General features: G+C 57.4%; 23 protein-coding genes and 1 tRNA gene. 14 read left to right on the top strand and 10 right to left on the bottom strand.

The window, feature by feature from the left end; translation table 11 throughout:
* The first annotated feature begins 176 nt into the window (after nt 1–176).
* Entirely contained in the window at nt 177–797 is a 621-nt protein-coding gene (locus tag ACR0JB_RS20830) for a hypothetical protein (protein ID WP_480790250.1), read from the top strand.
* Between the two features lie 192 nt (nt 798–989).
* Here the strand turns inward: ACR0JB_RS20830 and ACR0JB_RS20825 are convergent.
* From ACR0JB_RS20825 to ACR0JB_RS20810, 4 genes are all read right to left on the bottom strand, one after another.
* Nucleotides 990–1,066 (bottom strand) — tRNA-Arg (locus ACR0JB_RS20825).
* 64 nt (nt 1,067–1,130) lie between these two features.
* Complete coding sequence (locus ACR0JB_RS20820; protein ID WP_170378612.1) at nt 1,131–2,516, bottom strand: sensor histidine kinase; 1,386 nt, start codon at nt 2,514–2,516, stop codon at nt 1,131–1,133.
* Between the two features lie 15 nt (nt 2,517–2,531).
* The gene (locus ACR0JB_RS20815) at nt 2,532–3,950 is read right to left on the bottom strand and encodes a dihydrolipoyl dehydrogenase family protein (RefSeq protein WP_170397640.1); all 1,419 of its coding nucleotides are present in this window, start codon (nt 3,948–3,950) and stop codon (nt 2,532–2,534) included.
* Between the two features lie 4 nt (nt 3,951–3,954).
* Complete coding sequence (locus tag ACR0JB_RS20810; RefSeq protein ID WP_170397758.1) at nt 3,955–4,686, bottom strand: TVP38/TMEM64 family protein; 732 nt, start codon at nt 4,684–4,686, stop codon at nt 3,955–3,957.
* Between the two features lie 296 nt (nt 4,687–4,982).
* Between ACR0JB_RS20810 and rpmH the strand changes: the two genes are divergently transcribed.
* Genes rpmH through yidD form a run of 3 tightly spaced genes read left to right on the top strand, consistent with a single transcriptional unit; the run spans nt 4,983 to nt 5,801 of the window.
* Nucleotides 4,983–5,117: a 50S ribosomal protein L34 gene (rpmH, locus tag ACR0JB_RS20805; RefSeq protein ID WP_005980833.1), complete on the top strand. Its 135-nt coding sequence runs from the start codon at nt 4,983–4,985 to the stop codon at nt 5,115–5,117.
* Nucleotides 5,118–5,142: 25 nt separating this feature from the next.
* A complete protein-coding gene (rnpA, locus tag ACR0JB_RS20800; protein ID WP_170397643.1) occupies nt 5,143–5,568 on the top strand; it encodes a ribonuclease P protein component in 426 nt (141 codons plus the stop codon).
* Complete coding sequence (gene yidD / locus ACR0JB_RS20795) at nt 5,565–5,801, top strand: membrane protein insertion efficiency factor YidD (RefSeq protein ID WP_170378442.1); 237 nt, start codon at nt 5,565–5,567, stop codon at nt 5,799–5,801. Before rnpA ends, yidD begins: the two co-directional genes overlap by 4 nt.
* Before the next feature lie 27 nt (nt 5,802–5,828).
* Here yidD and ACR0JB_RS20790 read toward each other — a convergent pair whose 3' ends face one another.
* Complete coding sequence (locus tag ACR0JB_RS20790; protein ID WP_170351647.1) at nt 5,829–6,773, bottom strand: alpha/beta hydrolase; 945 nt, start codon at nt 6,771–6,773, stop codon at nt 5,829–5,831.
* 112 nt (nt 6,774–6,885) lie between these two features.
* Between ACR0JB_RS20790 and ttcA the strand changes: the two genes are divergently transcribed.
* From ttcA to ACR0JB_RS20755, 7 genes are all read left to right on the top strand, one after another.
* Nucleotides 6,886–7,779 carry a tRNA 2-thiocytidine(32) synthetase TtcA gene (ttcA, locus tag ACR0JB_RS20785; RefSeq protein WP_170397646.1) on the top strand — a complete coding sequence of 298 codons (894 nt, stop codon included), beginning with the start codon at nt 6,886–6,888 and terminating at the stop codon, nt 7,777–7,779.
* A 70-nt stretch (nt 7,780–7,849) separates the two neighbouring features.
* Nucleotides 7,850–9,394, top strand: coding sequence for a putative bifunctional diguanylate cyclase/phosphodiesterase (locus ACR0JB_RS20780; RefSeq protein ID WP_170507009.1), 1,545 nt, complete (start codon nt 7,850–7,852; stop codon nt 9,392–9,394).
* 123 nt (nt 9,395–9,517) lie between these two features.
* Nucleotides 9,518–11,341 carry a membrane protein insertase YidC gene (yidC, locus tag ACR0JB_RS20775; protein WP_170351650.1) on the top strand — a complete coding sequence of 608 codons (1,824 nt, stop codon included), beginning with the start codon at nt 9,518–9,520 and terminating at the stop codon, nt 11,339–11,341.
* Entirely contained in the window at nt 11,338–12,075 is a 738-nt protein-coding gene (locus ACR0JB_RS20770; RefSeq protein ID WP_170397652.1) for an MOSC domain-containing protein, read from the top strand. The genes yidC and ACR0JB_RS20770 overlap by 4 nt, the downstream gene beginning before the upstream one ends.
* Complete coding sequence (gene yihA / locus ACR0JB_RS20765) at nt 12,072–12,725, top strand: ribosome biogenesis GTP-binding protein YihA/YsxC (protein ID WP_170351652.1); 654 nt, start codon at nt 12,072–12,074, stop codon at nt 12,723–12,725. Before ACR0JB_RS20770 ends, yihA begins: the two co-directional genes overlap by 4 nt.
* A complete protein-coding gene (locus ACR0JB_RS20760) occupies nt 12,722–13,090 on the top strand; it encodes a DUF2946 domain-containing protein (RefSeq protein ID WP_254437434.1) in 369 nt (122 codons plus the stop codon). Before yihA ends, ACR0JB_RS20760 begins: the two co-directional genes overlap by 4 nt.
* 66 nt (nt 13,091–13,156) lie before the next feature.
* Nucleotides 13,157–14,560: a PepSY-associated TM helix domain-containing protein gene (locus ACR0JB_RS20755; protein WP_480790249.1), complete on the top strand. Its 1,404-nt coding sequence runs from the start codon at nt 13,157–13,159 to the stop codon at nt 14,558–14,560.
* Nucleotides 14,561–14,643: 83 nt separating this feature from the next.
* Here ACR0JB_RS20755 and ACR0JB_RS20750 read toward each other — a convergent pair whose 3' ends face one another.
* A complete protein-coding gene (locus ACR0JB_RS20750; RefSeq protein WP_170397659.1) occupies nt 14,644–15,369 on the bottom strand; it encodes an SDR family NAD(P)-dependent oxidoreductase in 726 nt (241 codons plus the stop codon).
* A gap of 117 nt (nt 15,370–15,486) precedes the next feature.
* Between ACR0JB_RS20750 and argB the strand changes: the two genes are divergently transcribed.
* The 3 genes from argB to ACR0JB_RS20735 are packed head-to-tail and all read left to right on the top strand — an operon-like array spanning nt 15,487 to nt 17,540.
* The gene (gene argB / locus ACR0JB_RS20745) at nt 15,487–16,350 is read left to right on the top strand and encodes an acetylglutamate kinase (RefSeq protein WP_170397662.1); all 864 of its coding nucleotides are present in this window, start codon (nt 15,487–15,489) and stop codon (nt 16,348–16,350) included.
* 18 nt (nt 16,351–16,368) lie between these two features.
* Nucleotides 16,369–17,046, top strand: coding sequence for a ferredoxin (locus ACR0JB_RS20740; protein WP_170397665.1), 678 nt, complete (start codon nt 16,369–16,371; stop codon nt 17,044–17,046).
* On the top strand, nt 17,043–17,540 hold the full coding sequence (locus ACR0JB_RS20735; protein ID WP_170397669.1) for a SixA phosphatase family protein: 498 nt from the start codon (nt 17,043–17,045) through the stop codon (nt 17,538–17,540). The genes ACR0JB_RS20740 and ACR0JB_RS20735 overlap by 4 nt, the downstream gene beginning before the upstream one ends.
* A gap of 45 nt (nt 17,541–17,585) precedes the next feature.
* Here ACR0JB_RS20735 and ACR0JB_RS20730 read toward each other — a convergent pair whose 3' ends face one another.
* The 4 genes from ACR0JB_RS20730 to ACR0JB_RS20715 form a co-directional block, all read right to left on the bottom strand.
* Complete coding sequence (locus ACR0JB_RS20730) at nt 17,586–18,377, bottom strand: amino acid ABC transporter ATP-binding protein (protein ID WP_302477207.1); 792 nt, start codon at nt 18,375–18,377, stop codon at nt 17,586–17,588.
* Nucleotides 18,378–18,389: 12 nt separating this feature from the next.
* Nucleotides 18,390–19,745, bottom strand: a complete 1,356-nt coding sequence (locus ACR0JB_RS20725; protein WP_170397672.1) for an amino acid ABC transporter permease — start codon at nt 19,743–19,745, stop codon at nt 18,390–18,392.
* Between the two features lies 1 nt (nt 19,746).
* Complete coding sequence (locus ACR0JB_RS20720; RefSeq protein WP_170351660.1) at nt 19,747–21,015, bottom strand: amino acid ABC transporter permease; 1,269 nt, start codon at nt 21,013–21,015, stop codon at nt 19,747–19,749.
* 126 nt (nt 21,016–21,141) lie between these two features.
* Nucleotides 21,142–22,161, bottom strand: a complete 1,020-nt coding sequence (locus tag ACR0JB_RS20715) for an amino acid ABC transporter substrate-binding protein (RefSeq protein ID WP_170351661.1) — start codon at nt 22,159–22,161, stop codon at nt 21,142–21,144.
* Nucleotides 22,162–22,335: the final 174 nt, after the last annotated feature.

The following is a 22,335-nucleotide window of genomic DNA, read 5'->3' as shown; positions in this document are numbered from 1 at the left end:
TCTAGAAATGCATGGATACTTAGAGGACGATCTGGAAGGGCAGCTGCACCTTACCAATGAAGAATTCAGAGAATTGGTGACTACGGGGCTTCTTGCGCACCCGATATCGGGCGACCTTGTCAACGACCCTATGCACCACGTCCGCATCTACTACTCGCTCAGAGAAAACGTTCAACATGAATCCTAAGGACATTAGCCTTGCCGACTACATTGCATTTTTTGGCAACCAACCCGGTGGACGTGCAGTAAGGTGGCAAATCGCCAGTAACCATGAAGAACGACTTTCAGTGTTGGAAGAGGCACTCGAGCATTGCTACAGCAGCCTAGTTGACACTAGAGGATTGAACGAGAAGCGAAGCGAAGATGAGCTCACCATGCAAGTCGCCAACATGCTTGGGTCGGCGGGCATTTCAGCCTATCACGACAGACATGTTAACGGTCATTGCGACATTGTAGTTGACGCAAACAACGGATTTATGTGGCTCGGCGAAGCCAAAGTTCATAGCGACTACGGATGGCTTAAAGATGGCTTCCTACAGCTGTCCACTCGCTACGGCACAGCGATGGCTGGGCGGGACAAAGGCGAGCTAATTATCTACCATCGTGAAGGCAACTCCCAAAACGTGCTTGCAACATGGAAGCAACGATTGTCTGAGAATTTTCCAGATGTGGAGTTTCTAGAGGAAATTGTGGAACCAAACCTCTACTTCCGTACAAGGCACAAGTGTCCAAATTCAGGATGTGCTTTTGATGTTAGGCACAAAATCGTGCCTTTAATGCATGAGCCAGGAAAATAACTCGCCAGATATCGAATTAGGGCACTCTCCTCACGCCAATCCTGCATTTGGAAAAACGCATTGATATCCGCAGCAAGAAAAGTTCCAGAAAAGGCCGCTTCCCTAGATCAATGCAATGGATATGTGGATGGCGGGTAGGTTGGTGGGTAGCTGGATTAAACCGTCATTTTCTCTAATGAAATCAGAGATAAATGGCGGACCGAGGAGGATTCGAACCCCCGACCCCTTGATTCGTAGTCAAGTACTCTATCCAGCTGAGCTATCGGTCCGCGTTGGTGAGGCGGTATGTAGACCCACGTCAGAGGACGTGCAAGCCGATTCTTCAAAAAACTTTTAAAAAGTCACGTCGCCCTGCGGCAGCCTTATTTCAAAGGTGGTTCCCTCCGGTCCGGTCTGGGTCAGAACCAAGTCGCCACCATGTCCACGCACCAGTTCTTGCGAGATGGCAAGCCCAAGGCCCGAGCCTCCTTTGCGCACCCCGCCTTGAAACGGAGTGAACAGGTTTTCGCGCGCTCGCGGCGGCAAACCAGGGCCGTTATCCCTGATCTCAACACACCAGTCATTGTCGTGTACGCAGCCGGCAATCGTGATTCGGCCCGGCTTTCCGGACGCCACCAGCGCCTGACGCGCGTTGCGCACCAGGTTCATCATCACGCGGAAAATCTGTTCGGGATCTGCGCGCGCCACGAGGTCTTTCGGAACCTCGTTCACAATCTCGACACAGGCATCAGCAATGGCGAGCTTTTCACTTGCCACAACATCCTCGGCCACGTCGCGCAAAGGCACCATTGTCAAGGTCGGTGCCGGCTCTTCCGCCCGACCAAACGCCAGCGTGTTTTCACACAAGGACACAGCCCGCGTGATCGAGTTGACCAGCTTCGGCGCCATGCGCCGCACCAGCGGATCATCGCTGGCCTCGATCCGATCAGTGAACAGTTGCGCCGACGTCAGGATGTTGCGCAGGTCATGACTGACCTTGGCCACAGCACCACCCAGCTGCGCCAGTCGTTCGCGCTGTTTCAAAGCTTGCGTCAGTTCGGTCTGTAACTGCTGCAGCGCCTCTTCAGCTTCGCGCAACTCGGTCACTTTGGAATTGGGCGAGATGATCCCGCGGGCATCTTCGGGGGCGCTTGCATAGCGCTGCATGTACCCCACGACGCCCTTGATCGGCTTCACCAGAACAACGCGCACGGCAAGGAACAGGAAAAACGCGGTGATAATTGAAATGACAAAGGACAGGCCCAGAATACGCAGGCCATAATCGGTCATCGCCATCCGCAGCGGCTTGCTGTCTGTCGTGACCTCGATCAGAAGACCTGCATCTTTGACCGGCTCACCAATCACGCGAATGACTTCGTTTTCAGGTGTGAACAGGCGCGACATGGCGTCCCGGATTAAAATCCACGGACCGGCATCGCGCAGATCATAGGTATTGGCGATCTGTTCGGGAATGGGCGAGGACAGCATCAGCTGTCGAATTTCATCGCGCCGCAGCACCACATTATACACGCCAGCGTTGACCAACAATTCGGCCTCAAGATCCTCGGCCAGCATGTCATCGGCCAACAAGGCCAGCGAAGCGATCTGCGCGCGCTCTAACCGGTTCAACAGGAAGTCTTCGCGAAACCGCGCAATCGAGGGGACAAAAATCAAAATCTCGGCCAACATTACGAAGACCGTCGTCAGGATCAGAAATCGGCCCGACAGCGAGTTCACTATACGCTCCTTTTCCGGTTAGGGTATCCAGCGTTGGACGAACCCGACCACTCGTTTAACCATTTGATTCTCAAACAGCCTTGGCGTGAAATAGGCACCTGCCACGCGTTTGTTAAGCTCTCCGATCGTCGGATAGGGCGAAATCATCGCAGCGATCTGCCCCATCTTCAGATTATTGGCCAGCGCCAGCGACCACAAGTTGATCAATTCGCCCGCCTGATGACCCACGATTGTGGCGCCCACGGGACGGCCTTTTACGACCATGACCTTAATGAAGCCTTTCGTCTTGCGTTCGGTTATGGCGCGGTCGTTATGGTGATAGTCAAAGCGCGCGATCTCGACCCTGTCGCCATGCTGGTCGCGGGCTTGCGCCTCGGTCAGGCCGACCTGCGCCAGCTCCGGGTCCGTATAGGTGGCCCAGGGGATATGTGTCGATTTTGCCTTGGATGGCAGGCCAAACAAGGCCGAGCGGATGATGATCCCGGCATGATACCCGGCCACATGGGTGAATTGCAGCCCGCCCGCCACGTCGCCGATGGCATAGACCTTGCGGTTCGTGGTGCGCAGCGAGGCGTCCACCTTAATCCCGGTACGGGTTGGTTCGATCCCGGCGGCTTCCAGATTAAGGCGGTCGGTATTGGCCTTGCGCCCGGCGGCGATCAGCAGATGCGAGCCGGTGTAGATATCGCCATTCTCGGTCACGACATCGACCAGCCCGTTATTGTCCCTGATTTGGGCAACCATCGCCTGTTCATGCAGGGCTACACCTTCGGCGCGCAAAGTGTCCAACACAACAGCCGCCGCGTCAGGGTCATCCTTGCCCAGCGCCTGCATGCCTTCGATCACGGTCACCTCGCAACCAAGACGGATATGGGCCTGTGCCATCTCAAGCCCGATAGGGCCACCACCAATGATCAGCAGATGCTCGGGTTTTTCACGCAGCTCGAATATGGTTTCGTTGGTGTAATATGGCACCTGATCCAAACCCGGGATCGGCGGCACCAAAGGCGACGAGCCGGTGGCAATCACCACCCGTCGCGCAGTGATCAAGTGATCGCCCGCCTGCACCTGCGTGGGGGAAACAAAGCTGCCGAATTCGCGTATCACTTTGACTCCGAAGCCTTCAAAGCGTTCCTGGCTGTCCATCGGTTCGATCTGGGATATCACGTCACGGACGTGATCCTTAGCAGCCGCATAATCCACTTGCGGCATCACGTCTGCCACACCCATGGCTGCGGCATGGGCCTGCCCATAAGCTGTCTTGCCGCTGGCGATCAGCGCCTTGGAAGGTACACAGCCAAAATTCAGGCAGTCACCACCCATCTTGTGACCTTCCAGCAAGATGACGTCGGCCCCCATCTGACTAGCCCCGGCAGCAACGGACAAGCCACCCGACCCGGCCCCGATCACCAGGATATCCGTCTTCAGTTCTTGCATGAGTTCAGGTGTCCTTTTTGCCGCGCAGGGCTTTGATAACTATCGGCAACGCGGCCAGCACGCACAAGCCCAGGATGGGGCCGATAACGAAGGGTTCCCTCAGCAACGAGACATCCGGCGTCTCACCGCGGTCGAACACGCCACCCAAACCGACACCGATCCAAGTGTACACGATGCCACCCGGAATGATGCCCAGCGCCGTGGTGATCAGAAAATTGCGGAATTTCACTCCCACCAGCGCTGGCATTAGATTGGCGACGAAAAACGGCACAACTGGCACAAGACGCAGCAGGAACAGCACCGGGATTTCGTTCTCGCGCAGGCCGTCCTTGAGCTTTTTCACGGTGCCTTCCGAAGCCTCCAGCCGTGCGGTCAGGGATTCACCCAGCCCCCAACGCGCGGCCAGAAAGATCGCCGATGCACCGATGGTAGCTGCAAAGACGTTAAAAACGGTTCCGGCAAAAAGGCCGAACAGAAACCCTCCGGTCATGGACGCCACAGCCGCGCCGGGCAGCGAAAAGGCGACGATGACGATGTAGATCGCTACAAAAGCACCCGCCATGGACCAATAATTCGCATCCCGCCACGCCAAAAGGGCTTCGCGGTTGTCACGCAACGTCTCGAACGTCAGATAATCGCCCAACGTAAAGAACCCCACCGCAGCCACGGCGAGAATCACCAGCAAAGGTACGTGTCGCGCAAGCCCTCTGCGCGGGGTCTGGGTGGTTTCGCTCATCAAGCTGTCCGGTTTGGTGCGTTTCATTCTGTTCCCAACATGCGCCGCGCAGGACCCATGCAACAGGGACCTCACGCGGCGTTGATGCAAATAGGGGGTAATGTGAGGGTTTGAGGCCATAAAACCGCTATTTTGAAACCTTTTGCGTGACGCCGTACCAGAATTGTTGCAAAAGGCGTCAAAACCCCCACCTAGGGGTTTGACTTACCCACCGCTACCCAGTAGAGGACGGGCTTCGAACACTAGGGCCAGGCGAATCCGCGCCGCACCCCACCGCATAGATTGGAGACGGAGCGATGAAACGCACCTATCAGCCTTCGAACCTGGTTCGCAAACGCCGCCACGGTTTCCGCGCGCGCATGGCCACCAAGGCCGGCCGCAAGATCCTGAACGCACGTCGCGCACGCGGCCGCAAATCGCTGAGCGCATAAACCGCTCACCGATCAGGTTATGAACATGACGCCGCCGGAGGCCCCTGAGGATGGTAAGAACCAGCCGAGGGTCAAGCCCCCGGCGGCGTCCGTTTGCGTGCCTGAAACATTGACTGTTCTCAAGAAACGATCCGATTTCCTGAAAGCCGCCCGCGCGCGCAGGCAGGGCACCTCGTCCATGATGGTGCAGGCGCGCAAACGTGCTGCGGATGAAGCTACGGGGATTCGCGTCGGATTCACTTGTTCCAAGAAGGTTGGGAATGCGGTGGCGCGTAACCGCGCCAAGCGGCGCCTGCGCGAAGCTGCCCGCGCGGTTCTGCCCGCACAGGGTCAGAATGGTTGGGACTACGTGCTGATCGGCCGCGCCGAGGTCACTGCCGCGCGCCCGTTCGAGGCTCTGCTGGATGATCTGCGCTATGCCCTGCGCAAAATTCACAGCGCGCGGAAATGACCCTGCTGTCTCATATCCTTGCCCTGCCCATTCGGGCTTATCGGCTGGTGTTCAGTCCCTGGGTTGGTTTCAATTGCCGCTATCAGCCCACTTGCTCGGCCTATGCGCTGGAAGCATTGGAAAAGCACGGCGCCATCAAAGGCGCGTGGCTGACCGCCCGGCGGATCGGGCGCTGCCATCCTTGGGGTGGTGACGGGTATGACCCGGTTCCAGAGCAAAAACCAAAAGACTAGAGCAGACGTGTTTCAAAGAATAGCGGCTTAACTCGGCCTTAAAGCAAGGTTGCCCTGCGTCGTGTGTGTACGGGTCGGGATTTCCTCGCGGTCCAACTTGCCAGAAATGGTGTGGAACACGTCTTCAAGAAATACCGGGTCATCAAAATAAAACGTGTGTCCGGAATTGATACCGCCGTCAAAACCGCCTTGTTTGAAGCGCGCCGCGCAATACACATTGGCGGCCTTGCTATGCAGCGGCCTGTTCATACCATTCCGCCCAACCCTTGGTGCAACCCCGATCCGTTTGACCGCAGATATCGACAGTACGTCATCCATTGTATTGTAGTAATTCGTCAGTCGTACGCAGTGACGATAAAGCGATGAAGACTTGGAGCTCTCCGGATCAAGCGATTTGACAGACAGATCTCCAGCCACCAACATGACCTGGCTGACTGACCAGCTTTTGCTGGCAATTCGGGCTCGGTCATCGGCATCATCAAATGCTTCGCGCACCACATAGCTGCCCATCGAATGTGCCAGTACATGCAAGTCGATCCGACACTCTGGTCGCTGCATCTCCGAAAACATCGCGACGCCGTCCCTCACCAGCCGGAAAGCCGATTGCTTGGCATCCATCCGGTCCTCCAGGTAATTCAAGGCCGAATCCGCACTGGGCCAGTCAAAGCTGACAACAACGCCTTTGAAGCCGTGTTCTTTTAACCCTGCTTTGATTTTGCGGTGCCGCACAAGAACTTCCGCCTGAGAGTTATTGAACCCATGCACGTAGAACACGATGTCACCCTCGGTATAAGGGTTCGTCGTACCGCCCTGAGCGGCCAATATGACCTTGTCGCGCCATTCTCGCTTTGTGATCTTGTGCGACAGCATCATATCATCCGCGCTTTCCGGAATTTCCAGAAAATGGCTGGCTGCAGGCTCGTTAGAAAAGCCGTTTCCGCTTTTGCCGCGGGCAACAAAGGCATAGTCCATAATAATCTCCTCGATAAATGACGCCCTTTTATCACAGGTCAACAATGCCCCAAAATCTACAATCCGGCTTATCGCGCTTGCCCGCTTGCCATATCGACTGTAACCACGGCGCATGTTTGACGAAACTGACGATATCCACCCGCTCTTTGCTGGCGCGCCCTCGACCACCGAGTTCAAGAAGCTGCGCAAACGCATCGTACGCCAGACCCGTGAAGCCATTGAGCATTACGGAATGGTGGACCCGTCCGCCCATGACAAGGACGGCAAACCGCCCCGTTGGCTGGTCTGCCTGTCGGGCGGCAAGGACAGCTATACCCTGCTTGCGGTTCTCTATGAACTAAAGTGGCGCGGGTTGCTGCCGGTCGATCTGTTGGCCTGTAATCTGGATCAGGGTCAGCCTGGTTTTCCCGCCACGGTCCTGCCCGAGTTTCTGGAACGCATGGGCGTGCCTCACCGCATTGAATATCAAGACACCTATTCCATCGTTGTGGATAAGGTTCCGCAGGGCCGTACGTTTTGCGCCCTGTGTTCACGCCTGCGCCGGGGCAACCTGTACCGGATCGCCCGCGAAGAAGGTTGCTCAGCCGTGGTTCTGGGCCATCACCGGGACGACATTCTGGAAACGTTCTTCATGAACCTCTTCCATGGCGGGCGCCTGGCCACGATGCCTCCGAAGTTGGTAAACGAAGAAGGCGATCTGTTCGTTTTCCGCCCGCTGGCTCACGTGGCCGAGACCGATTGCGAGAAATTCGCCACCTCGATGAACTATCCGATCATCCCCTGCGATTTATGCGGCAGCCAGGACGGCTTGCAACGTCAGCAGGTGAAACAGATTCTGGATCAGTGGGAAAGAAACAGCCCCGGTCGTCGACAGGTGATGTTCCGGGCACTGACCAATGCGCGACCGTCGCATCTGTTGGACCCAAAACTGTTCGATTTCGCCAACCTTGCGCTAAACCCCGGCAAAAAAGACGAAAATTCGGACGAAATTCCTCAACTGCGTTAACGTCTGACTCAGATTGGTTTTCTACGGTTGCCCAATAGTGCTTTGCCAAACGTAGAGGCTCAGAAAACCGATGTGGAAACATATCAAATTCGAACGCGTTCTTGATGCTCTCGCTTCTGTTCTGAGTGGCCCTGCCGCGCTGGCCTTTGTGCCCGCCATCAGTTTGGCGGCGTTCTGGATCGGCGGGGAACGGGCGTTGGTGGTTGCCGCCCTCGTTTTACCCTTGATATTCGCAGGCGCGGCCACCTTTGACGCCCGCGCCAACAGGCAGCTTCAGCGGCGCAACCCGCCTGGTGGCATGATGGCAATAGACAGCTTTTACAACGAGCTGGAAGGCATGTTCAAAAAGGCAGTAACCGATGGTGCGGATTCGGCTTGCCTTCTAATCGCCCTGGATGATTATTCCGACTTTCTCGATCTTCACGGCAATTCGGCGGCAAGTCATCTGACTAATCAATTTGGCAGCCGCATTCTTTCTGTTATCCGGACACAGGATATCGCGACCCGCCTGGAACCTAACAAAATCGCAATCGGCCTGCATCCATCCCACCAATTGGATCTGGAGGCCTGCATTCAGATGGCGGGGCGCATTCAGGCCGTCGTTGAAGAACCCTTTACACTCAATGGTGCTGGTGTCTACGTTTCCTGTTCAATCGGATTCAGCCTGCTGAGCAGCGTCCCTAAGGATCAGTACGAGGATTGGGTCGACGCCGCCAAAGCCGCCTTGGACGAGGCGCGGCGGAACGGGCCGTCGACCATTCGCGCGTTTTCCAGCGAAACACAGCGTCGCTCACGCATTCGCGCCAATCTTCGCAAAGAGTTTGAAGACGCGCTCGACAATGGTGAGATACGCCCTTGGTTCCAGCCACAAATCTCAACCGACACAGGTCGCGTTACGGGTTTCGAGGCTCTGGCCCGCTGGGAACACCCGCAAAAGGGTGTATTAAGCCCACAGGTATTCTTGCCGTTCGCTGAGCAGGCCGAGTTGATGGAGAAATTCGGTCAGGCGATGCGGCACCATGCTTTCGCCGCGATGCGCGATTGGGATCGAGACTCGGTCGTGGTTCCTCGGATCGGCGTGAATTTCTCTTCTGATGAACTGCGCGATCCAGCGTTGATCGACCGCCTGAAATGGGAGTTGGACCAGAATGATTTGACACCGGACAGGTTGGCGGTGGAAGTTCTGGAAACCGTGTTCTCGCGCCGCCCCGACGATGTGATTACCCGCAACGTGACCAGCATGGCCAAGTTGGGGTGCTGCATCGATCTGGACGACTTCGGCACCGGCCACGCATCCATTGCTTCGATCAAGCGCTTTGATGTTTCGCGGATCAAAATTGACCGCTCTTTCGTCGCCAAGGCAGATCGCGACGCCAGCCAGCAACAACTGGTCAGCGCAATACTGACGATGGCCGAGCGGCTGAATGTCGAAACGCTGGCCGAAGGGGTTGAGACCCAGGGCGAGCATGCCTTGATGGCGCAATTGGGGTGCGATCATGTTCAAGGGTTCGGAATTGGCAAGCCAATGCCCTTTGAAAAGACGCTGAATTGGATCGCGGCACATCAGAACAAGGTCAACGGAATGCCGAAGATCGGGCGCAAGACAGGACCGTAATCGCTGATTTACGCCACAGAAACGCGATCCAAAAGGAAATGACGGGCGAATCCGCTTGACCTTTGGGCTTGCACTCTGTTGAACCCACCGGGTGTGTTTCACTGCTTAAGGTGGCTGTCCCCGATGGACGATCAGAACAAGAATCTCATCCTTGCAACCGTGCTCAGCTTTATCGTGATCCTTGTTTGGTTCGTGCTGTTTCCCCCGCCGGAGCAGACACTCACACCAGACGAGGTTGAGATTGCCACCGCCGAGGGTAATGAGGTTCAGACGCCCAGCGCCGCAGGTACTGTGGGTGAGGCGACGGCGGCCGCAGAAGAAACCCTGCCCGAGGAACAAGCCCCACGGGTTGAAATCGACACCCCCCGGCTGAAGGGCAGTCTGTCGCTGTCGGGCGGACGGATCGATGAGCTGTTCCTGAAGGACTACAAGGTCTCGATTGAAGAAGGGGCGCCAATTGTCGAATTGCTGTCTCCGGTTGGCTCGGACTCGGCCTATTATGCCCTCTATGGCTGGGCGCCGGGAACCGGTGTGGCGGGCGCGGATGTGCCCGGCCCGAACACGTTGTGGACGGTCGAAAGCGGCGAAACGCTGGACGTAGACGCTCCGGTCACACTGAAATGGGAAAACGACAAAGGTCTGACTTTCCGCCGCATGATCTCGGTGGACGAAAACTATATGTTTACGGTCACCCAGTCGGTCGAAAACAATACCCAGGCCGAGGTTGGCATGGCCCCCTATGGCATCCTGGCTCGCCACGGCATTGGCGAGGATGGCGATCTGCCCGGTCTGAAGAACTTTTTCATCCTGCATGAAGGCGTGATCGGCATGGCCGACGGCACGTTGGCCGAGATTGACTATGGCGATGTCCGCGATTTTGATATCGACCCGAACGAACGCGCGCAAGCCGAGGTCTATCAGGTCAAAGAAGACGGTTGGATCGGATTTACTGATCACTATTGGATGACCACACTGATCCCGGAACCGGGAACACCGTTCAAGGCCGCAGCAAAATACGACGAACGCCGCAAGATATACCAAACCGAAACAGTGCTGCCGACCCTGACGGTCGCCCCCGGCGCTACCGAAGAGGTCACCACACAGCTGTTCGCAGGTGCTAAGGAATGGGAAACCATCCGCGAATATCAGTCGGAAGGCGTACAGAAATTCATCGACAGCATCGACTGGGGCTGGTTCTTTTTCCTGACTAAGCCGATCTTTTGGCTGCTGCACAATATCAACGCGTTGATCGGCAATATGGGGTGGTCGATCATCGGCCTGACCCTGATCATCAAGGCGATCCTGTTCCCGTTGGCGTATAAATCCTACGTCTCGATGGCAAAGATGAAAGAGCTTCAGCCGCAGATGGAAGCCCTGAAAGAGGCAGCAGGCGATGATCGTCAGAAGATGCAGCAAGGCATGATGGAGCTGTACAAGAAGGAAAAGGTGAACCCCGCCGCAGGCTGTCTGCCGATCCTGATGCAAATCCCGATCTTCTTCTCGCTGTACAAAGTGATCTTCGTCACCATTGAACTGCGTCAAGCGCCGTGGTTTGGCCCGTTCCGGGATCTCAGCGCGCCGGACCCGACCTCGATCATGAACCTGTTTGGACTGCTGCCGTTTGCCGGTCCGCAGCCCGACACGATCATGGCGCTGATCTTTATTGGTATCCTGCCGCTGTTGCTGGGTATCTCGATGTGGCTGCAGCAAAAGCTGAACCCGGCGCCAACCGATCCGACGCAGGCGATGATCTTTGCTTGGATGCCGTGGGTCTTCATGTTCATGCTGGGCAGTTTTGCGAGTGGTCTGGTTGTCTACTGGATCGCGAACAACACGATCACGTTCACCCAGCAGTACCTGATCATGCGCAGCCAAGGCTTTAAGCCGGACGTGTTCGGCAACATTAAGTCCAGCTTCAAGCGTACGCCGAAAACGGATGATAAATGACAGCTGAAGTGACCCAGCTTTGGCGGCATCCGATCAAAAGCCATGGTCGCGAAGCCGTCGAAACCGTAAATGTGACCCCCGGGCAGACCATGCCCGGGGATCGCGTTTGGGCGGTTGCGCATGAGGCATCCAAAGCGGATGGTTCAAAATGGGTCCCTTGCGCCAACTTCAGTCGCGGCGCAAAAGCACCACAGTTGATGGCGATTTCAACGCAATCAAACGGCGACACACTGACATTGTCCCACCCGGATCGCCCGGACCTGACCTTTGCCCCAGATAGTGAGCAACAGGCGTTTCTGGATTGGGTCCGGCCCCTAATGCCCGCAAACCGCGCGGCCTCGGCACGGATCATTCGGGTTCCAGGGCGCGGGATGACCGACAGTGATTTCCCTTCGATCAGCCTGTGCAACCTGGCATCGCATCGTGCGGTCGGACAAAAGCTGGGCCAAGATTTGTCGGTGCGCCGCTGGCGAGGCAACATCTGGTTCGACGGCCTGCCCTTGTGGGAAGAATTCGACTGGCTGGGTCGTGAGGTTCAGATCGGCGAGGCCGTGCTTCGCGTACGCGAGCGCATCACCCGCTGTTTGGCGACCACAGCCAACCCTGACACAGGTTTACGCGATACCGATACATTGGGCGCACTTGAAACCTGGGGTCACCAGGATTTCGGCGTCTATGCAGAAGTTCTTGAAGGCGGTGCAATCTCGGTTGGCGATAAGGTAGAATTGTTATGAGCCCCCTCCCCTTTCCTTTAGCCGAAAACCCCGATGAATTCGCGTTGGAGCGCGGACGCAAATTGTTTGCGGGCGAGTCTGAATTCGTCAAGGGCGTGGTCGCCATGGATGGCCTACCTGCGCCAGATCGGCTTGAGGTTTGCTTTGCCGGCCGTTCCAATGTGGGCAAATCCAGCCTGATCAACGCGCTGACGGGCACCAAGGGATTGGCGCGCGCTTCGAATACTCCGGGCCGCACGCAAGAGATCAACTTCTTCACTCAAGGCCCCGAACTATATCTGGTCGACCTGCCTGGTTATGGCTACGCCAATGCGCCGGTGAAGGTGGTGGAAAAGTGGCAGCGGTTGCTGAAACAGTACCTGAGCGGTCGTCAGACCTTGCGCCGGGCCTTTGTCCTGATCGACGCGCGCCATGGGGTAAAGCCGGTGGATGCCGAGATCATGAAGCTGTTGGACACCAGCGCTGTGACTTTTCAATGCGTTCTGACCAAGGCAGACAAAGTCAAAGCCAAAGAACGCGAAAAGGTGCTGGAACAAGTGCGCGGCGCATTGTCGAAACATCCTGCGGCCTTTCCTGAAATCGTGCTGACCTCGTCCGAAAAAGGCGATGGCATTCCGACCTTGCGCTCGATCATCGCGCATCTGGAATGACTCTGCCGCTTCGTCTCTTTGCCCTGTTGACCACACTGGCGCTGTTGCTGACCGGTGTGATTCCGCAGGGCTGGATGCCCACAATGGGCAATGACGGCAAGGTGTTGCTGGTTCTCTGCACCGGCGAAGGCACGGTCGAGCAATGGGTCGATCTGAACCCGGAAGATCCCATACACGACGACACTGACGAGCGCGCGATGTGCCCCTTCGCGGGGCTGACCGCTGATGTCACCCTGACCACCGTCGGGGACACCATGCCTTTCGAGGCAACGATCCAGCCGCGCTGGGTCCACCACGACTTTACCCATCGCAGCGCCGGGTTCTATGCCCGTTATGACGCGCGGGCGCCTCCCGTCTTCTCCTGATTCACCTCAACATCTGAGAGCCCGCGCATACGCTGCGCGGGGCAATTTTCGAATCCGGAGAACACTATGGCATTTGATAGCCAAACCCTGGGGGACACCCCGGCGCAAAACACTGCTGCGCAAAAGTTCTACTTCGCCGCCTGGCGGTGGCATTTCTATGCGGGGATTTTCGTTATCCCCTTCCTGATCATTCTGGCCGTCACCGGGTTGATGATGATGCTCATCACCCAATATGACGGTCGCGATGGCGAAAAAATTTCGGTCGAAGTTCAGGGTACCGCCCTGCCAATATCGCAACAGGCCGAGGTCGCGCTAACCGAACTCCCCGGCACAGTCGTCGAATGGATTGGCCCGAAAGCCGCCGATCTGGCCACCGTGTTTCGTATCAAAACCGAGGCAGGCCAACGCCTTGTAGCCGTCGACCCCTATGCCGGAGAGGTCCTGCAAATCTGGGATCGTCGCGCGGGCTGGTACGATCTGGCGGACAATATCCACTCGACCCTGCTGATCGGGACAACCGGGGATCGCATCATTGAAATCGCTGCCGGTCTGAGCCTGCTGATGGTCTTCACCGGTCTTTACATGTGGTGGCCACGCGGCAACGCCATGGCTGCATTTGTCCCCAACCTGCGCACGCGAGGCCGTGCTTTGTGGAAATCCCTACATGCCGTGATCGGATTCTGGATGTCCGGGCTGCTGGTTGTCTTTCTGATCTCGGGCCTCTCCTGGGCCGGTGTCTGGGGTGGAATGATCGTACAACCCTGGAGCAGCTTCCCCGCCGAGAAATGGGACAACGTGCCCCTCTCGGAAGATATCCACGCCAGCATGAACCACGGGCACCAAAACGACGTTCCCTGGGCGCTAGAGCAAACGCCGATGCCCGCCTCGGGTTCTGAGGCCGGGATTGATGGCGTACCGCAAGGCGCGCCGGTGGATATCGATGCCTTGGTGGCGTTGGGAGTGGCGCTGGACATGTCAGGACGCTTCCGCGTCGCGTATCCCAACGGCGAGGAGGGCGTCTGGACCCTGAACCGCGACAGCATGAGCAGCGACTCGACCGATCCGGCAAACGACCGCACCGTTCATGTGGATCAGTATACCGGCAAGATCTTGGCCGATGTGCGGTATCAGGATTATTCGCTGATGGGGAAGTCCATGGCTGTTGGCATTCCGTTTCACATGGGGCTGATGGGGATGTGGAACTTTATCCTGAACGTCGTGTTCTGCCTGTCGGTCATCTTTGCTTGCGTCTCGGGCGTGGTGATGTGGCTGAAACGGCGACCACAGGGTGCGGGACGTCTGGCAGCGCCGCCAATGCCTGCGGAAATGCCGCTGTGGAAAGGGGCTGTTGTGATCGGTCTGTTCACCGCGATGGCCTTCCCCCTGGTGGGTCTGACATTGCTGGCGGTGCTGGTCTTTGACTTGCTGCTGATCAGCAATATCCCGGTGATGAAAAAAGCCTTGAGCTGACAAATCCGGGCCGCATCGCATCGGTGCGGCCCGATCAATCCCGATGTTTCCGCTGTCAGGGTTTGGCAGCGTCCACCAATGTCCTATACGTGCTGTGCCCCATTCACCTCGATTTCCGCCCCCGAGATGTATGAGCTTTCCTGAGAACACAGGAAATAGATCGCCGCTGCGACTTCTTCAGGCTGCCCTAACCGTCCAAGTGGCAGCTTTTCCACTATTTTATTGGTACCGGGGCTGAGGATTCCGGTTTCAACCTCACCAGGTGCGATTGCGTTCACCCGCACGCCCATTGGGCCGAAGTCATGTGCCATTTCCCGCGTCAGCGCTGCCAGCGCCGCCTTGGATGTAGCGTAGGCCGCGCCTGCAAACGGATGTACGCGCGCCCCTGCAATGGATGTCACGTTAACGACTGATCCACGGGCTGCGGCCAATTCCTCTTTCAACCCGCGCGCCAGAACAACGGAAGCAAAGAAATTGACGTGGAACACCTGCCCCCAAGTCATGAGGTCGGTGTCCAGCGTATTCAATCGCTCTCCTTCTGGGCCCTTCGGCGACACCCCCGCGTTGTTGACGAGGGCGTGTAGCTTGCCTCCGACCATTTCTTGCAGGACACCAACTGAATTGATCGTTTCGGCAGGATCGCTCAGATCCAGCTGCAAATGATTTTCTTTTCCTTCCCACGGACAATCATCCGGCACAGGAGAGCGCGAGCACGTGATAACCCGCCAACCTTCGGCATGGAACCGACGAACTGTTGCGAACCCAATGCCCCGGCTAGCACCCGTCAGAATAAGAGTTTTTTGCTCCATTGGATGTGTCTCCTGTTTCAGGGCATGCAGGCACACTAACAGTGGCGACTGCACTCACAACAGCGATCTTGGCTTATGCCGCCAAAACGCCTAACACGTGAGGAAGAGGACCAAGATATGAAGACACGAGACATGAACCGGGACTGGATCGCCACCGCCGCCACTTTGAACAGCGCATTGCCGTATCTGCAACGCTATGACGGTGCAATCGTCGTCATCAAGCTGGGCGGCCACGCCATGGGCAGCGACGAAGCGATGGAAAGCTTTGCCCGCGACGTCGTTCTGATGCGTCAGGTCGGGGTCAACCCGGTGGTCGTGCATGGCGGCGGGCCGATGATCAACGCGATGCTGGATCAGCTGAACATCCAGTCGGAGTTCGTGAACGGCAAACGTGTGACCGACAAAGCCACCGTCGAAGTGGTCGAGATGGTGCTGTCCGGCCTGGTAAACAAACGCATCGTGCAGGCAATCAATGGTCAGGGCGGCAAGGCGGTGGGCCTGTCGGGCAAGGATGCCAACATGATGATCTGCGATCAGGCCGATCCGTCACTTGGGTTTGTCGGCTCTCCGTCGCAGATGGATCCAGCGATTTTGCATAACCTGTTCGCGCATGATGTGATCCCCGTGATCGCGCCTCTGGGCGCAGGTAAGAACGGCGAGACCTTCAACATCAATGGCGACACTGCTGCCGGGGCCATTGCTTCGGCGCTCAAGGCGGACCGGCTGCTGCTGCTGACGGATGTTTCGGGCGTTAAGAACGCGGGCGGCGAGGTTGTGACCGAGCTGAAAGCCGGTCAGATCCGCGAAATGACCATGGACGGCACCATTGCGGGCGGGATGATCCCCAAGACCGAAACGGCTCTGGATGCCTTGCACAGCGGCGTACGGGCCGTGGTCATTCTGGATGGGCGTGCGCCCAATGCGGTGCTGTTGGAGCTGTTCACCGAACACGGCGCAGGCTCGCTTATCCGGCCCGACTAATTACCCAACGGAGGAGACATGACCGGACGTCCCCCGACCTCCTCAACAACCTTCTATGACCGCGTGGAACATGCGGTGCTGCAAGCGGGTCTGATCGTGATGGGCGCCCTGCACCCACACCGGGTCGACGCCAAACAATTGGATGGCGGCACGCTGATCCTGTTGGGCGCGGGAAAATCATTCTGGCCCACGCTGAAATCCGCGCCCGAATGGCCAGGCGACCACCCGGTTGATCGGTGGTCAACGCGCGTGGTTGGGCAGTTGGCCCGCGATCTGGGGGCCGAGGCACATTTTCCCTTCGGCGGCCCGCCCTACGCACCCTTCATCGACTGGGCCCTGAAATCCGGGCGTACCTTCAGCAGCCCGGTGGGCGCGCTGGTACATGATACGGTCGGCATGATGATCTCATACCGTGGGGCGCTGCATTTTACCGAAGAGTTCATTATCCCCGAGGTTCCCGGCACCTCTCCTTGCATCAACTGCCCGGCCCCCTGTACCCAAACCTGCCCCGTCGGCGCGCTGAACAGTCAGAATTTCTATGATGTCGGGGCCTGTCACGCTCATCTGTCCACCGCAGCAGGGCAGACCTGCATGACAGGTGGGTGTCTGGCGCGGCTGTCCTGCCCCCTTAGCGAGGGTGCTGGGCGCGATGCTGACCAATCCGCCCATCACATGAAGGCCTTTCACCCGTCATGAGCCGCACCCTGATCCTGACTCGCCACGCGAAATCCAGTTGGAATGACTTGAATCTTTCGGATCATGATCGCCCTTTGAACAAACGCGGACGCAAATCCGCCCCGGCGATAGCCGGTTGGCTGCGCGCAAACGGCTGGCTGCCAGATGAGGTGCTAAGTTCAACATCGACCCGCACCCGTGAAACCTGGGACCGTATGGGGCTGCAGGCGGACAAGATCACGTTTCACCGCGCGCTTTATCACGCGGAGTCCGAAGACATTCTGACCGAATTGTCAGGGGCGACAGAACCCACAGTGCTGATGCTGGGCCACAACCCCGGGATCGGCGTCTTTGCCAGCCGCATTGTCCGGGAGGCACCGGACCACGCCCGGTTCCACGACTACCCGACCTGCGCCACCACCGTGATCCGGTTTGATATCGACGACTGGGCGCATGTCCGATGGCACAGCGGCACCGTGCAGGGGTTTGTCATTCCACGGGAGCTGCTGGAATGAAAAAAGGCGGGGCAAAACCCCGCCTTTTCGTCCGTTTCTCTGGGATCAGTGGCCCAGAATCTGGCTGAGGAACAGCTTGGTCCGTTCGCTTTGTGGGTTGTTGAAGAACTCTTCCGGTTCGTTCTGTTCCACAATCTGACCGGCATCCATAAAGATCACACGGTTGGCGACCTGACGGGCAAAGCCCATCTCGTGCGTCACGCACAGCATGGTCATGCCTTCCTCGGCCAGCTCGATCATGGTGTCGAGCACCTCTTTGATCATCTCAGGGTCCAGCGCCGATGTCGGTTCATCGAACAACATGATCCGCGGCATCATGCAAAGCGAGCGGGCAATCGCCACACGCTGCTGCTGACCGCCCGAAAGCTGACCGGGGTATTTGTCGGCCTGCTCGGGGATCTTCACCTTTTCCAGGAAATGCATCGCGCGCTCTTCGGCCTCTTTCTTCGGCGTTTTGCGCACCCAGATCGGGGCCAGCGTGCAGTTTTCCAGAATGGTCAGATGCGGGAACAGGTTGAAGTGCTGAAACACCATGCCAACCTCGGACCGGATCTTGTCGATGTTCTTGAGGTCATTCGACAGCTCGGTCCCGTCCACAACGATCTTGCCCTGCTGGTGTTCCTCCAGCGCGTTCAGGCAGCGGATCAGAGTGGACTTGCCCGACCCCGATGGCCCCGCGATCACGATCCGCTCGCCCTGGTTGACGGTCAGATTGATGTCGCGCAGCACGTGGAAGGCCCCGTACCACTTGTTCATGTTGGTGATTTCGATGGCGACCTCGTCGCTCACCTGCATCTTGGAGCGGTCGATTTCGCGTTCAATTGCAAGTTCAGACATGTGTTGAACTCCTTAGCGGTGGCCAGTCTGAAGCTTGCGCTCCAGATACATGGAATAACGGGACATGGAGAAGCAGACGACGAAGAACAGAACGCCGATAAAGGCGAACAGCTCCCAGTAGACGCCGTTCCAGGCGGTATCGGCGCGGATGCCGTTGGTCAGGCCAATCACGTCGAAAAGACCGATGATCGAGACCAGCGTGGTATCCTTGAAAATGCCGATGAAGGTGCTCACGATGCCCGGGATCGAGATTTTCAGCGCTTGCGGCATGATGATCAGCCGTTGGGCCTGCCAGTAGTTAAGGCCCAGACTGTCGGCCCCTTCGTACTGACCGCGCGGCAAGGCTGCCAGACCACCCCGGATCACCTCGGCCATATAGGCGGCCGAGAATAGGGTCATCATGATCATCACTCGCAGGATGATGTCAAAATTGGTTCCCGGCGGCAGGAACAGGTTCAACAGCAGCGAGGCCACGAACAGCAAGGTGATCAGCGGCACGCCGCGAATGAACTCGATAAAGCCCACGCACAGGTATTTGACGATCATCAGATCGGACTGCCGACCCAGCGCCAGAACGATGCCAATTGGCAGCGAGACACCAATGGCCACAACACCCAACAAGATTGCCAGCATAAAGCCACCAAAGTCGCGGCTTTCGACCGGTTCGATACCAATGGGGATCACTGAATCAATCGCAACAGCAACCGGTCCAGAGGCAAACAACCACCAGAGTATCGGCAATACAATCGCCAGAATCAGCGCCGTCAAGGAACCTGCGGCGGATAGCGCCAGCTTGTATACAAAGTACCCAATGGCGAACCCAGCAGCGACCATCAGCGGCCCCCAAATGCTTCCACCCCACATCAGCCAAGGCAGCAGGAACGGATAGGCCGCCGTTACGAACAACAGCTTACGCGGCACTTTGGTGAACAACACCGGCGCAATAGCAACCAGCAACAGGATGAAGGTCAGGTTCGGCCGGAAATAGGCCGGCCAGCCGCCCGATTCAGGTGGGTTAGACCACGTCGCGTCCGGATGCGCCGGATAAGGCGGATAGAACCCGTACAGCAATTGCAGCCACCGGTCCTTGATAACACCCCAGCAGGCATGGCCATGAGTATCACCCCATGTCGCCATCATGATCTCGCGACATTCCGACAGAGAATTGGCATTCCATACGGATTCGAACGTCCATGACAGGATGTTGGACAGCACATAGTAGATGAAGAACAGTGAGATGATGGTCAGGATGGCGTTGAGCCAGCTTGAGAACAGGTTATGCCTGATCCATCCCAGCACACCGACCTCGGATGCGGGTGGTGCCTGCTCCGGCAACATTTCCGTGCGGACAAATGAAACATCACTCATATTACCGCTCCACCAGTTTGACACGGTTGTTGTACCAGTTCATCACCGCCGAAATGCTCAGCGAGATGGACAGATAGACCAGCATCAGCAGCAGAACGCATTCCAGCTCGCGGCCGGTCTGGTTCATGGTGATGCCACCCAAAGTGCCCGTGATGTCCATATATCCGACCGCGATCGCCAGCGACGAGTTCTTGGTCAGGTTCAGATAGTTCGAGATCATCGGCGGGATAATCACCCGCAACGCCTGCGGCAGGATCACCAGACGCATGGTCCGGCCAGGGCGCAGACCCAGTGCGGATGCGGCCTCGGTCTGACCCTTCGAGATGGCCAGAATACCGGCGCGAACGATCTCGGCGATGAAAGCCGCAGTGTACAGCGACAGGGCAAGCCACAACGCGATCAACGAGTTCCGCATATGGGTGCCACCGGTGAAGTTAAAGCCTTTCAACTCAGGGTAGCCTAGATGAAAGCCCAGCACCGTCAGCAGAATGATCGATGGGACAAACAGTAAACCCAGCTGGATGTGCCAGATGGTCGGACGGTCACCCGTCTTTTCCTGCGTCGCATTGGCCCAGGCCGACACTTTGCGCATTGCGAAGATGCTGCCGCCAAGCACGATCAGGAAGGCGATGAGGTCCAGCGAAACATCGAACCGCAGGCTCGACGTGCCGAACAGGTGAATATCTCCCAACCCGCGCGAAAACAGGAATTCGGGGATATAGACCCCGCGATTGGTCACAGCGACTGTGCCGAACAGATCCATAGTGGCTTCTGGGTTTTCACCCCGGAAGGCGCGCGGTGCCGGCAGGCTTTCGATCAGAATGGCCATGGCGAACACGATCCAAAGCAGCACTGGCACGTTGCGGAACATTTCGACATAAACCGTCATGATCCGCGCGATCAGCCAGTTATTCGACAGACGCAAAACACCGACCATAACGCCGATGATCGTTGCCGTGATACAGCCCAGAACTGCAACGACCAGCGTGTTTAGCAGGCCTATAAACGCCGCACGTAGATGGGTATCGCGCGAGTCGTATTCCAGCAGGCGTTGGTTGATGTCATAGCTGGCCGGTTCGGCAAAAAAGTCGAACCCGACCGTTCTGCCAAGCGTTTCGAGGTTCTGAATAGTGTTGTTAATAATCCAGGCTGCCAGAAGCATGAAACCGATCATCGCTATGACCTGAATGGTCGCAGATCGGTACCGCGTATCATAAAGGAGCATGGACAGCCGGAAGTGCTCCTTCGGCGGGTCAGTGAGTGTCGTCATGACCTATGTATTTCCCCGTCAATCCCGGTTTAGCCGGCAGAGTTTTTCTCTGCTCCTAACTTTCCGGGCGTGTTTCTTATGGAAGGAAAAAGGGCGCAGGTTGCCCTGCGCCCTTTTCCGTGGCTTTTAGCGGAACGGCGGTGCGTACAGCAGGCCGCCATCGGTCCACTGTGCGTTCAGGCCGCGTGCCAGACCGATCGGGGTTTCCTCACCGATGTTCTTGGCAAACACTTCACCATAGTTGCCGCCAACTTTGATCGCGCGCTGTGCCCAGTTCGCGTCCAGACCCAGCATCTCACCCAGCGTACCTTCGGTACCCAACAGGCGGTTTACCTCTGGGTTGTCGGTGGCACCACTGGACATCTCGTCGATGTTGGCCGAGGTTACACCCAGCTCTTCCGCCGCGATCAGTGCGTTGAGGGTCCAGCGGACCACATCGCCCCATTCGTGATCGCCATGACGAACCAGCGGGCCCAGCGGCTCTTTCGAGATGATTTCGGGCAGGATCACGTGATCACCAGCATTTTCAAAGGTGGCACGAGTTGCCGCCAGGCCGGATGCGTCGGTGGTGTAGACGTCACAGGCACCAGCCAGATACTGCTGCTGCGCTTCGGCGTTGGTTTCGATCGGAACCGGCTCATAGCTCATGTTGTTTATGCGGAAGAAATCCGCCAGGTTGAGCTCTGTCGTGGTGCCGGTCTGGATGCAGACCGTCGCGCCGTCCAGTTCCTTGGCCGAGCTGACGCCCAGAGCCTTGGGAACCATGAAACCCTGACCATCGTAGTAGTTGATACCGACGAATTCGAACTTCAGGTCGACGTCGCGGCTGAAGGTCCAAGTGGTGTTACGGGCCAGCATGTCGATCTCGCCCGAAGCCAGCGCGGTAAAGCGTGTCTTACCGGTGGTCGGAATGAATTCTACAGCGGTCGGATCGTCCAGAACGGCGGCTGCAACGGCGCGGCACACGGCCACGTCAAAGCCCTGCCATTCGCCATTGGCGTCCGGGCTGGCAAAGCCGGGAACACCGGTCGCCACGCCACAGTTCAGTTTGCCGCGCGCCTTGACATCATCAGCAGTCCCCGCCGCAGCCGCACCAGCAGCCAGGCCGGCGATGGTTGCCACGCCCAAGATTACGGATTTTTTCATTTTTACCTCTTCCTGATTTCCCGTCCCTATCCAGAGACGGCTCTGTCCGGCACCTTTGGCACCAGAAAGGTTTCCCCAAAGGTGTCTCCCCTTTAGTGGGCACGAGTTTGGGCGTATTCATAAACAAACGTCAAGGCCCGGATCAGGGAAAACGATGAGTCAATTCAAAGATGA

Source organism: Ruegeria sp. BI7, assembly GCF_056537925.1.
This window is presented reverse-complemented; position numbering and strand designations above follow the sequence as displayed.

Coding starts and splice junctions, on each gene's coding strand:
- ACR0JB_RS20830 (WP_480790250.1), top strand. CDS start 177: ATGAATCCTAAGGACATTAGCCTTGCCGACTACATTGCATTTTTTGGC.
- ACR0JB_RS20810 (WP_170397758.1), bottom strand. CDS start 4,686: ATGAGCGAAACCACCCAGACCCCGCGCAGAGGGCTTGCGCGACACGTA.
- rnpA (WP_170397643.1), top strand. CDS start 5,143: ATGACGCCGCCGGAGGCCCCTGAGGATGGTAAGAACCAGCCGAGGGTC.
- yidC (WP_170351650.1), top strand. CDS start 9,518: ATGGACGATCAGAACAAGAATCTCATCCTTGCAACCGTGCTCAGCTTT.
- argB (WP_170397662.1), top strand. CDS start 15,487: ATGAAGACACGAGACATGAACCGGGACTGGATCGCCACCGCCGCCACT.
- ACR0JB_RS20730 (WP_302477207.1), bottom strand. CDS start 18,377: ATGTCTGAACTTGCAATTGAACGCGAAATCGACCGCTCCAAGATGCAG.
- ACR0JB_RS20740 (WP_170397665.1), top strand. CDS start 16,369: ATGACCGGACGTCCCCCGACCTCCTCAACAACCTTCTATGACCGCGTG.
- ACR0JB_RS20770 (WP_170397652.1), top strand. CDS start 11,338: ATGACAGCTGAAGTGACCCAGCTTTGGCGGCATCCGATCAAAAGCCAT.
- rpmH (WP_005980833.1), top strand. CDS start 4,983: ATGAAACGCACCTATCAGCCTTCGAACCTGGTTCGCAAACGCCGCCAC.
- yihA (WP_170351652.1), top strand. CDS start 12,072: ATGAGCCCCCTCCCCTTTCCTTTAGCCGAAAACCCCGATGAATTCGCG.
- ACR0JB_RS20755 (WP_480790249.1), top strand. CDS start 13,157: ATGGCATTTGATAGCCAAACCCTGGGGGACACCCCGGCGCAAAACACT.
- ACR0JB_RS20750 (WP_170397659.1), bottom strand. CDS start 15,369: ATGGAGCAAAAAACTCTTATTCTGACGGGTGCTAGCCGGGGCATTGGG.
- ttcA (WP_170397646.1), top strand. CDS start 6,886: ATGTTTGACGAAACTGACGATATCCACCCGCTCTTTGCTGGCGCGCCC.
- yidD (WP_170378442.1), top strand. CDS start 5,565: ATGACCCTGCTGTCTCATATCCTTGCCCTGCCCATTCGGGCTTATCGG.
- ACR0JB_RS20815 (WP_170397640.1), bottom strand. CDS start 3,950: ATGCAAGAACTGAAGACGGATATCCTGGTGATCGGGGCCGGGTCGGGT.
- ACR0JB_RS20725 (WP_170397672.1), bottom strand. CDS start 19,745: ATGAGTGATGTTTCATTTGTCCGCACGGAAATGTTGCCGGAGCAGGCA.
- ACR0JB_RS20715 (WP_170351661.1), bottom strand. CDS start 22,161: ATGAAAAAATCCGTAATCTTGGGCGTGGCAACCATCGCCGGCCTGGCT.
- ACR0JB_RS20720 (WP_170351660.1), bottom strand. CDS start 21,015: ATGACGACACTCACTGACCCGCCGAAGGAGCACTTCCGGCTGTCCATG.
- ACR0JB_RS20780 (WP_170507009.1), top strand. CDS start 7,850: ATGTGGAAACATATCAAATTCGAACGCGTTCTTGATGCTCTCGCTTCT.
- ACR0JB_RS20760 (WP_254437434.1), top strand. CDS start 12,722: ATGACTCTGCCGCTTCGTCTCTTTGCCCTGTTGACCACACTGGCGCTG.
- ACR0JB_RS20735 (WP_170397669.1), top strand. CDS start 17,043: ATGAGCCGCACCCTGATCCTGACTCGCCACGCGAAATCCAGTTGGAAT.
- ACR0JB_RS20790 (WP_170351647.1), bottom strand. CDS start 6,773: ATGGACTATGCCTTTGTTGCCCGCGGCAAAAGCGGAAACGGCTTTTCT.